This window comes from Moorena sp., from assembly GCF_982860115.1.
In genome coordinates, this window is record NZ_CEYLVT010000092.1 from 16,623 (window position 1) to 27,347 (window position 10,725).

Annotated in this window: 9 protein-coding genes; 4 read left to right on the forward strand and 5 right to left on the reverse strand. The window is 44.8% G+C overall.

The features are described from left to right. The first annotated feature begins 28 nt into the window (after positions 1-28). A complete protein-coding gene (locus tag AC4II3_RS16950) occupies positions 29-1,693 on the forward strand; it encodes an alpha-keto acid decarboxylase family protein (RefSeq protein ID WP_488010190.1) in 1,665 nt (554 codons plus the stop codon). Positions 1,694-1,928: 235 nt separating this feature from the next. Then, entirely contained in the window at positions 1,929-2,624 is a 696-nt protein-coding gene (locus tag AC4II3_RS16955; RefSeq protein WP_488010189.1) for a response regulator transcription factor, read from the forward strand. 71 nt (positions 2,625-2,695) lie between these two features. Here the strand turns inward: AC4II3_RS16955 and AC4II3_RS16960 are convergent, their stop codons facing one another. Next, positions 2,696-3,190 (reverse strand): low molecular weight protein-tyrosine-phosphatase, encoded by a 495-nt coding sequence (locus AC4II3_RS16960; protein WP_488010188.1) that lies wholly within the window; start codon positions 3,188-3,190, stop codon positions 2,696-2,698. Positions 3,191-3,362: 172 nt separating this feature from the next. Here AC4II3_RS16960 and AC4II3_RS16965 point away from each other — a divergent pair, with 172 nt between their 5' ends. Continuing rightward, entirely contained in the window at positions 3,363-4,754 is a 1,392-nt protein-coding gene (locus AC4II3_RS16965) for an SGNH/GDSL hydrolase family protein (protein ID WP_488010187.1), read from the forward strand. Positions 4,755-4,866: 112 nt separating this feature from the next. Here AC4II3_RS16965 and AC4II3_RS16970 read toward each other — a convergent pair whose 3' ends face one another. The 3 genes from AC4II3_RS16970 to murC all read right to left on the reverse strand — a co-directional run bounded on the left by AC4II3_RS16970 (position 4,867) and on the right by murC (position 8,407). Beyond that, on the reverse strand, positions 4,867-5,220 hold the full coding sequence (locus tag AC4II3_RS16970) for a YbaB/EbfC family nucleoid-associated protein (RefSeq protein WP_008180753.1): 354 nt from the start codon (positions 5,218-5,220) through the stop codon (positions 4,867-4,869). A 447-nt stretch (positions 5,221-5,667) separates the two neighbouring features. Then, positions 5,668-6,654, reverse strand: a complete 987-nt coding sequence (gene murB / locus AC4II3_RS16975) for a UDP-N-acetylmuramate dehydrogenase (RefSeq protein ID WP_488010186.1) — start codon at positions 6,652-6,654, stop codon at positions 5,668-5,670. Between the two features lie 205 nt (positions 6,655-6,859). Continuing rightward, positions 6,860-8,407, reverse strand: a complete 1,548-nt coding sequence (gene murC / locus AC4II3_RS16980; protein WP_488010185.1) for a UDP-N-acetylmuramate--L-alanine ligase — start codon at positions 8,405-8,407, stop codon at positions 6,860-6,862. A 617-nt stretch (positions 8,408-9,024) separates the two neighbouring features. Between murC and AC4II3_RS16985 the strand changes: the two genes are divergently transcribed. Then, entirely contained in the window at positions 9,025-10,038 is a 1,014-nt protein-coding gene (locus AC4II3_RS16985; protein WP_488010198.1) for a type I glyceraldehyde-3-phosphate dehydrogenase, read from the forward strand. A 203-nt stretch (positions 10,039-10,241) separates the two neighbouring features. Here AC4II3_RS16985 and AC4II3_RS16990 read toward each other — a convergent pair whose 3' ends face one another. After that, positions 10,242-10,667, reverse strand: a complete 426-nt coding sequence (locus tag AC4II3_RS16990) for a hypothetical protein (RefSeq protein ID WP_488010184.1) — start codon at positions 10,665-10,667, stop codon at positions 10,242-10,244. Positions 10,668-10,725: the final 58 nt, after the last annotated feature.

Sequence of the window (10,725 nt, forward strand, 5' to 3'; positions counted from 1 at the left end):
TAGCTTAATTAAAGAGGTCAGAGGTGCAATGGCTCAGTCTGATGTAGTAACTGTCGGTCAATACCTTACTCAACGCCTGCAAGCCGCTGGTGTCAAGCATATTTTTGGCGTAGTGGGAGATTACGTCCTGGGTCTGATGGATGTCTTGCTAGAGAGTTCTGTAGAGTTAATCTACACCTGTAACGAACTCAATGCCGGATATGCAGCTGATGCCTATGCCCGGCTTAATGGTGTTGGTGGGTTGTGCGTTACCTATAATGTCGGTGGACTCAGTCTAGTGAATGCAGTGGCTGGTGCCTACGCTGAGCTAGTCCCCCTGATCGTGATTAGTGGAGCGCCTAACAGTTCCCAGCGGCAACAGAAGTTACTCTTACATCACACTGCTGGTAATTACAATCTACAGCTGGAAATTTTTGAAAAAATTACAGTGGCAGCCGTGAGGCTTACCAGCCCTAGTCAAGCGGCAAGGCAAATCGACCAGACCATTGCTGCTTGTTTGCGCCACCGCAGACCTGTATACATTGAAATTCCCTCAGACTTAGTCAATCAACCTTGTCCTGTTACTGGGGAGCGTGACTTACCAGAAACCCCAATTATGGATATCCACGCTTTATCAGAGGCAGTTGAAGAGGCGGTAAGTTTGCTAGAGCAATCCCAGCACCCCGTTATTATAGCTGGGGTTGAACTCCACCGCTACGGTATAGCAGACCAACTTACCCACCTGCTGGAGCAGACGGGATATCCCTTCGCTACCACTCTGTTAGGCAAGTCAATCATCTCCGAAAGCCACCCACAATTCATTGGTAGTTATGCAGGAGCGTTCAGTCAGGAGTATGTACGCCAACGAGTTGAAACAGCAGACTGTATTTTATGCTTGGGTGCCTTCATGTCAGACATTAATCTGGGTGGTTTCACTGCCCAACTGCCCGAAGAGCGATTAATTAACGCTAATTCTGACAAAGTCAAAATCAAACACCACTTCTATTCTCCAGTGTATCTACCGGATTTCATGGCTGCTTTAACTGCCAAACTTCAGAAGAAAAAATCTGATGTCTTGGATATCAAGCCAGCTATAGAGTCTTTGTCTAAACGCTTTGAGTCACAACCTCAGCAAAAGCTAACCAACGCCAGATTCTATGAGCGGATGACTCACTTTATTGATGATGAGTCAATCGTGATTGCTGAAACTGGTGATGCTTTAATTGCTACCGTTGATTTGGTACTCCAAGGAGACAGCGACTACATTGGACAGGCCCTTTACACATCTATTGGCTTCTCAGTTCCTGCCTGCCTAGGAGTCGCTTTGGCTGTTCCTGACCGTAGACCGATTGTATTTGTCGGTGATGGTGCCTTCCAGATGACCTGTCAGGAACTTTCTACGATTATTAGGCATCAACTTAACCCGATTATCTTCTTAATTAATAATGACGGGTACACTATTGAGCGAGCTATCCATGAAGGGTCGTACAACAATATTCAACCTTGGAAATATCATCAGTTACCCCAGGTTTTTGGAAATAGCTGGAGTTGCCAAGTGCGTACTGAAGGTGAGCTAGAACAAGCCTTAGAACAAGCAAAAGTTAACCACAATAGTATCTCCTTTATCGAAGTTCATTTAGATCGCCTCGATTGCTCTGATGGTGTCAAGCGCTTGGGGAAAGCGTTAAGTGCTATGCAAGGATTATCAGAGTAGTGGCTGGTTTAGGCAATAGGGGGTGGTGAGTGACTAATTAATCACAAGGGTGCTTCTTTCAGCAAGCCTAAGCTATGTTGTTGTCTAGGTATCTATATTTATTTGACCAGGCAACTCCTATATCCACACAGTTATGACGGAGCTGGCGTCGCGGATTCATCTCACACTCATGGCGTAGCATTGAGATGTGAGGCTTCTCGCGGATCTAGCTAAATGTCAGTACTATAGTTATCCCATGCCATTGATTATTCTGGTTGCAGATGACGACCTGGGCACTCGTTTGTCTGTAAGCGATTATCTGGAAATGTCAGGTTATTCAGTTATTACTGCTGAAAATGGTCAGCAAGCGCTGTCTATGATTGAGACTTATCACCCTCACCTTCTGGTTACAGATATTAATATGCCGCGAATAGATGGCTATGAACTGGTGAGAAAAGTGCGTCAGAAGCCCCCATTGCGGTTGTTACCTGTCGTATTTTTAACCGAACTCAATAGCACCAATCAACGCATCAAGGGTTATCAGTCTGGGTGTGATGTCTACCTACCTAAGCCCTTTGAGATGCAAGAATTAGGTGCAGTCATTCAAAGTTTACTAGTGCGATCGCAAATTATTCATACGGAGTTACGATTCTCATCACCACAGACTACAAAAGACCCAGTTGATCAACCGGCATCTATATCACTCAACTCCCTAGAGATTAATCATCAATCAGGGAATAATACTGAAGCTCATGCTCTACAGCTGACCAAGCGAGAACAGCAAGTCTTGAATTTACTGGCTACTGGTTTATCCAATGTCGAAATCGGTAACCAACTACACCTGAGTCCAAGGACAATCGAGAAGTACGTTAGTCGTCTGTTCAGAAAAACTGATACGAGTAACCGAGCCGAACTATTACGATTCGCCTTAGAACAGCATTTAATCAAATGAATTCATCCAGTTCACCACCAATGGCACCAAAGCTGAGTTCACCATTGATAATTATTAGTAGTTGGCCGTTTTTAGTTTTGCTTAGTCTTGGTGTAATTTTCTTCAATAACCTGTTCCAGCAGACCTTCGCAAGCGTCTAGCAGTAAATCAATCACCTTATTAAAACCCTCTGGTCCACCATAGTATGGATCGGGGACTGAGCGCTCGGTGTGATGACGGGCAAAATCACACATTAGCCTTACTTTATCTTTATACTTCCCAGCTGGATCAACAGAGATAATATCTTCGTAGTTTTGCTGATCCATAGCTAAAATCAGGTCAAATTCTTCCAAGTCAGACCAATTAAACTGCCGTGCTTTGCCCTGGAGTACAATCCCCCGACGTTTGGCAGCTGCTGTCATACGCCGATCTGGGGCAGAACCAATATGATAACTGGAAGTACCAGCGGAATCGCAGACAATTTGGTCAGAAAGATTTGCTTGTGCTATCAAGTGATTCATGATGTTCTCGGCTGAGGGAGAACGGCAGATATTACCAAGGCAGACAAAGAGTAACTTGCAGGGCATGGGTATATTAATTGGTCAACTACTAGCTGCGCCGTGTTAAGTTTAGCAACGAAATGGCTCTATGGGATAGTTGAACCCATGTAGTCCGATGTCGCTTCATGGTTCAATGTCTAGCAACGCAGTGATTTAAAGACACCAAGTTGTAAAGGGATACCTCCTAACAAGAACGGTTATGCAAGGAAGAGATTTACTATTTAAGTCGCGCCGTAGCCTTTACCGCAAGCGCCGCCGACGGTTTAACCTACTGACGATGCTCGCAGGGATAGTTCTAAGTTTGATGATTGTGGAATTGTTGGCTCGTTTATTAGTGGCTGCGGTCGGCAAAATTAATGATATAGCTACCTACAAGGGCGCACCCAGAGATTTCACTGTTTACCGTCCCAAGTTCGTTGACCAGACACAGCAGCTTTATGATGGATTACCAGACCTTGGTGATCTAGCTGTCCAACGGGATCTAGCTGTAGGTTACAGTTTATTGGGGAAGCAACAGAGTGATTTCTGGCGCATTAATGAGCAGGGTTTCCGGGACGACGACCCCGTTCCCTTGGTCAAACCCAAAAATGAAATTCGGATTTTTTTGTTAGGTGGCTCGACAGCCTTCGGTCAAGGGAATGCCAATAATCAAGTTACCATAGCCAGCTACTTAGAAGCTCGTCTCAATCAACGGATAAAACAGCAGAGGAGTTCCCCACAGAAATACCGACCGATGACCTTACCCCCTTCTGAACCGGAATTAAAGCAAGCACTTGCTCTGCCGCCAAAGATCCGAAATGGTAAGTATCGTGTAATCAACGCCGCCGTACCAGGGTATACCTCTGGCAATACACTAGCTCAGTTAGCTCTCAAGATTTTACCTTACAGTCCAGACGCAGTAATAGTGTTGGGTGGATACACAGACTTGATCACCCCCAGTGACCAAAATTTAACAGATATTCCTAACACAGAAGCCTTCTTGCAAAATGCGACCGGGCATTTTTGGGCTCATCTCACCCAACAGTTGAAGCATTTTGTTACAAAAACTTATCTCGCTAAAGCAATCACATACTGGGTTTTTGATCCTCAGCCGTCAGTGAGTCAGCGGTCTCTAGTGGTGAGGGGGGACGTTATGCCACTGAAGAAGTATCTTCCTCAGGAATCCGATGAACTGGAACGTCGATTGACGCGCTATCGCAATAACCTCAGACATATGCTGCGTTTAACAGCAGGACAGCGAATTCCTTTACTAGTTGCTGTCCAACCAGAAATCACTGGTCGTGGCAACAACAAGATCAAACCAGCAGAAAAGGAAATTTTGCAGCAGTTAGGAAAGGTTTACCAGGAACAAGTGCAAGCCAATTATCCCAAATTGGTAGCAGCGGGTCAGCAACTTGAGAAAGGTTTTCCCAAAAATATCAAGGTTCTCAACTTGTACACAATTTATCAAAACTTTCCCGAACTCGCCTTTCATGATGCCATTAACTTGACAGAAGCAGCCAATATACAGGTGGCTAAGAGCTTATATTATGGAGTTAGTTCACTGCCAAAGCTACAGGTAGCTTCGTTTTACTCAAATCTTGATAAATAGTCAAGCATTAATAGGATATTAGGCATGAGGTTTGGAGCCATTTAGAATTATTAATGTCCTCATGCCTTTAGTTTTTTCCTACGGAATCCCGAGTGGGGATTGACCGATGAGGTTATAAACCTGGTAAATTTAACCCACTGGTAAGTTCTTCCATGCGCTCCCGCATAGTGGCTGTGGAGGTCTCATAGGCATTTTTCATGGCTGCTAACACCAGTTCAGATAAAGCCTCAGCTCCTTGATTGATAGCATCCTCAGAAATCTCTACACGTAGGGGTTCCTGATTGCCACTGAGAAACACCTTCACCTTACCGTCTTCCCCTGATGTTCCCTCAATTTCCATTTGCTCCAACTGATCCTGGAGCTCTTTGGCACCCTTTTGAACTTCTTGAGCTTTTTTGAACGCTTCGGCTAGTTCTTTCATCTTGCCGAGACCGAGACCAAATCCTTTTCCTTTGTCTTGTGTCATAAAAAATCCCAGTTAAGTTTAGAAACGCCCTGTCTAATGACCGGGGAGGAAAAACAAACGTCAAGCACGGTTTTAACCCCTGCCCAGGTCGGCACTAAGTCCAGTCTATGGGCAAGGAGCGCGCTGACATTAGAAATCCTGTGGTGATTAACCTTTATCTATTGTGTATCTATCGTGTATCTATTGTGATGCTATTTGACCTTTTCTGGCCTTAAAAGCAGCTGGAAATAGGGGAATAACTTCCCGGTGTCCTTATTCATACATGGGCGGAAGCGATATAGTTAACTCCCTCCCGTTCTTTTCTAGTTTAGCCAAGCACAACCATAAACTAAAAATTGATACTGTTGGTGATCAGCTTTGTGATCAGCTTTGAACTGATTCCCCAACAGGATCGGTTTTGGGATATCCACTGGAACCATAGGAGGGGATAAATCCCCTCACTGGTTTTTATCCCTGCTCTAAAGACATAGGGCTTTCAACTGCTAGTTTTTTGGTAAAATCGCCTAAAATCCTCACTTCTGGCTCTAAACAGAGTGACCAGTGCTTTTCTACTTGCTCCTGTATATGGTGGATCATGCGGAAGATATCGCTAGCCTTAGCATCACCACAGTTAAGTATAAAGTTAGCATGGCGTTCAGCTATTCTAGCACCACCAATTTGGTAGCCTTTTAGACCAATTTGTTCAATTAGCCAACCAGCAGCATAGGGATCAGGATTGCGGAACACACTGCCACAGCTAGGTAGGTGGTAAGGTTGGGTAGTGTGTCGTCTTGCCAAATGATCCGATGTCAATGAGCGCACCTGTTTTGGGTCAGCACCCGGTTTTAACTGAAATGTTGCCTGGCTGACTATGCGATCGCTACCTTGAAGGATTGAGGTGCGATAGCTAAAGCCTAGGTCTTGGCTAGTGAGTTGGGCTATTGAGCCATCAGGGGATAGAACATCTGTATGAAACAGAATATCAGCTGTGGAATTTTTGTGGGCACCAGCATTCATCACTACAGCACCACCAACGGTTCCAGGTATGCCCACAGCCCACTCTAGCCCTTCCCAGCCTCGTTTGGCAGCCTGCCATGCCAGTCTGGCAATCGGTACACCAGCACTGGCGGTAATTCTCCCTGTATCTGCATCAAAGTGAGTATGGCGCAGATAGCGAGTACAAATTACCAAACCCGGTAAACCGATATCGCTGACTAGAAGGTTGGAACCCGCCCCTAACAGGGTTAGGGGTAATTTTTGGGAGTGAGCCCACTGGAAACTAGCTTGTAGGTCTTCTAGGCTCCTAGGGGCGACGTACCACTGAGCTGGACCTCCCACACGAAATGAGGTGAGTTTGGCTAAGGATACCTGGGACTGAAGTGGACAATTGGTTCCTGGAATATACAACTTTAACTGGGAAGGAGTTTTTTTCTGGGTTAGCACGCTAGTTATCATCAGGAAAATCAGGGTAGAGAGTCGGATCTACACACAATGAAAATAATGCCGATCGGTTTTTGGCAGTGGAATTGGCTTAAGTTCCTAGGGGGTAGAGTACCGAGAATAGTTCGTGTAAAGTTGGTTCACGAGTATACTAGAGGCTTGAGATTATACTTCTGTTCTCTGTAGGTCTATAGTTAAGATTCCCTAGGTTGATTCACAATTATTGATGCTTTGGGGCTAAATTCTGCTTAACTAAGCCATTGTCAGGCTGTTGGTAAAACCCCATGACCTTAGGAATAATCTGATTGAGATTACCGGCTCCCAAGAATAGGGCTAAGTCCCCAGGACAGAGAATTTGCTTGAGAAACTCTACCACTGATTCGAGAGTTGGTTTGTAATGCACATCCTTATGGTTAGATGCGATCGCCTGATAAAGGTTTTCCCCACTAATTTCTCCTAAATCTGGTTCCCCAGCACTGTAGATATCACTGATAACCACCAAGTCAGCGTTACTAAAGGAAACACTAAACTCGGGAAGAAACCTCAGGGTACGACTATATCGGTGGGGTTGGAAAATTGCAATTATTCGCTGGTCAGCTTTGACCTGAATTCTTGCGGCAGCTAGAGTTGCCTGAATTTCACTGGGGTGGTGAGCATAGTCATCCACAAAACTAATATCATTGCACTTGCCCCGCAGCTCAAATCGGCGTTTGGCTCCCTCAAAGCTAGCGATCCCCGAGGCAATTGCGTCAAATTCCAACCCCAAATTTCGTCCTACTGCTACTGCGGCTAGGGCATTGCTGAGATTATGTTTCCCCAGCAATTTCAGCTCCAACCTACCTAAAACCTGATTACCCTCCCAAACTCTGGCGGTAGTGCCATTAGCTTCATACGTTACATCATCAACGCTATAGTCGGCCCCCATATCCCGCCGTAGACTATAGCTGATATTTGGTTTTAGTTGCGTACGTACTGTCTCACAATCAATACATCCCACTAACTTCTTACAGCGCTTCGCGAAGGTCTGGAATATTTCAACAACCTCCTCTAACTTCTGGTAATGGTCTGGATGATCCAGCTCAATATTGGTTACTACACCAATCTCGGCGGAGAGCTTAACCAATGAACCATCGGATTCATCAGCCTCAGCAACCAGTAATGATCCATTTCCTAGCCTGGCATTACCACCGATAGCATCCACCTCACCACCGATAATCATGGTGGGGTCACAACCAGCTTGCCACAGTAGATACCCGAGCAAACTGCTAGTTGTAGTTTTCCCATGAGTTCCAGCGACTGCTATACTGTAATAGTGTTCAATCAACGCGGCTAGTAAATCTGAGCGATGAAAAATCGGGCAACCTAGCTTTAAAGCTGCCTGATACTCAGAGTTTAATGGGTTGATTGCTGTGGAACAGATAACTTGAGGCAAGCCTAAACAGGGTTCCGCTAAAGATATAGTCGGACTTGATTGTGAGATTTCTGTGATCGCTTTTGGGTTCAAAGTCGTGCTAACCCTTCTAGCTGCTAAGTCTTCGCAAGCTGCTGCGTTCCTTGATTGGAAAAATTCTAAGTTGGCAGCACACTGCTGTTTGAAGATATGAGCACCTACTGCTTGCAAACGTTGCGTGATATGGGTTGTCCGAGTATCCGAGCCAGATACTCGGAATTGGCGTTTTGCTAGGATGTAGGCAAGAGCTGACATCCCAATTCCGCCAATACCAATGAAATGAAATGGTTTATTACTGAAATCAACAGTCTTTGGCATTTTAACTCCTTACACACCACACCGCACACGCCTAATTTGCCAATAACACGCGCTATCATATCAGGAAAAATACAGATCCAGGAATAATTTTTGGTAAATAAGTACATCTGTACTGTCAAACAGGGGAATAATACCTTAAGTTTGATAACGTAACTGTTACATAACTGATTTTTGAGTACCTAGATTGTCGTATATATTACACGTCAACAAGAGTTCTCAATCCGGACAAACGTCCCCAGACCCATAAAATAGCACTAGAGCAGAGCTAGTGGTGATTTTTTGGTTTATCCGTATCACTGCCAACCACGGGAGTTTAGGACTTAAATACCAAACTAATCGGTTGAGACTGGTTAGGGGAGAGGGGCTTTGGGAGCAACTGCATTAAGACATGGCGTGAGTAAAATCAGGAAGCCTCGGCCAGATCAGATCTGTGCCATCCCCATAACTGACTCTCCTGCCAAAACCTCCAGCTTTGGAGATAAGTATACCCATCTGGCTTCAAAACGAGTACATCAAACCAGATTAGTTCAGTAAAAGTTTCAAATTGTTTCAGCCTTTGCGATATTATTGGGATCATTAAGAAAATATTTACTTTGAATTACAGAGGGCAAGAAGCAGTGATTAGAGTAGCGATCAATGGTTTTGGACGCATCGGACGCAACTTTATGAGATGCTGGCTGACTCGGGAGAATAGCCAGTTAGAGATAGTGGGAATCAATGATACCTCTGATCCCAAGACAAATGCCCATCTGCTCAAATACGACTCAATGCTGGGCAAACTTGATGCAGATATCAGTTGTGATGAAAATTCGATAACAGCTAATGGAAAAACTGTCAAGTGTGTATCCGACCGGAACCCCTTGAACTTGCCCTGGGACTCTTGGGGTGTTGACCTAGTTATCGAAGCGACTGGTGTTTTCCGAGATCAGGATGGGGCTGGCAAGCATATAGCTGCTGGTGCTAAGAAAGTGCTAATCACTGCTCCTGGCAAAGGAGACGTTCCCACCTACGTCATGGGTGTTAATCACGAAGACTACGTCGACGAAGGAAATAATGTGATTAGCAATGCTAGCTGTACTACTAACTGTCTAGCTCCCTTTGCCAAAGTACTGCATCAACAGTTTGGCATTATCAAAGGAACAATGACCACAACCCACAGCTACACTGGTGACCAGCGTCTTCTTGATGCCAGCCACCGGGATGTACGTCGGGCTCGGGCAGCAGCGCTCAACATTGTTCCTACCTCTACTGGTGCGGCTAAAGCAGTAGCCCTAGTGATTCCTGAACTGAAAGGGAAACTCAATGGTATTGCTCTGCGGGTACCAACTCCCAATGTATCTATCGTTGACTTGGTAGTTCAAGTGGAGAAAAGTACCATTGCTGAGCAGGTCAATCAAGTGCTCAAAGAAGCAGCTGAAGGTCCACTCAAGGGAATTTTGGCTTACGGCGACGAACCTCTTGTTTCCTGTGATTACAGGGGTCATGATGCTTCCTCAATTGTGGATTCTAGCTTAACTATGGTCATGGGTGGCGATATGGTTAAGGTTGTTGCCTGGTATGACAATGAGTGGGGATACTCTCAGCGGGTTGTAGATTTGGCTGAGTTAGTTGCCCAAAAATGGTCGAATTAGTTGTTAGAGCCTAGTTCGTAAAGCAAGAGACTGGGGAAGAGTGTTGATTCGTGATGGTTCATTGTTTATTGAACCAATACGTTGAACTTATTCCCCTCTCTCGCTCTAAGTTATTGAATTTTGAAACAGCCCTGCTCCCTTAAGCGTTTCAATCACCTTCTTTGAAGGAGGGGAGAGGTAAATAAACCGTTAATAAGCATCATCTAGAGTCTTTGTCTAGCTCGCTTAGCTAAACCCAGAACTTTTGCTTTGCCAGCATTTTGGGAAAACCCTAATCCTAAACGAAATATTTCTGAAACGTAATACTTATCGCCGTCAGCGATAATGACCCCATTTTGCTTAAGGAGGCTAATGTCTTCTGTAGATAAGCCAATACTTTCTAGTTGAAAAGGGCTTTTTTTATAATCTGCTTCTAATTGACGTAATTTATCAAATACCGTTTGTAACGGTTCATTTTCTTGTTCTATTTCTCCAATTTTTTCTTCGCTACATTTATCCAAACAACGTCGAATTGCTGTGGGAACTAGAACTCGGTCTTTCCAATAATCATCATCAATGGATTTTTCTGCCGCAATGTTAAGAAGACGCACGACATCTCTAGACTGGATTTGCCCATTGTAGTCGTGCAATTAGCTGGGGGGGCGACAAGCGCCCTGTAACCCTTGATATATCTTAAATTGAGCGAAT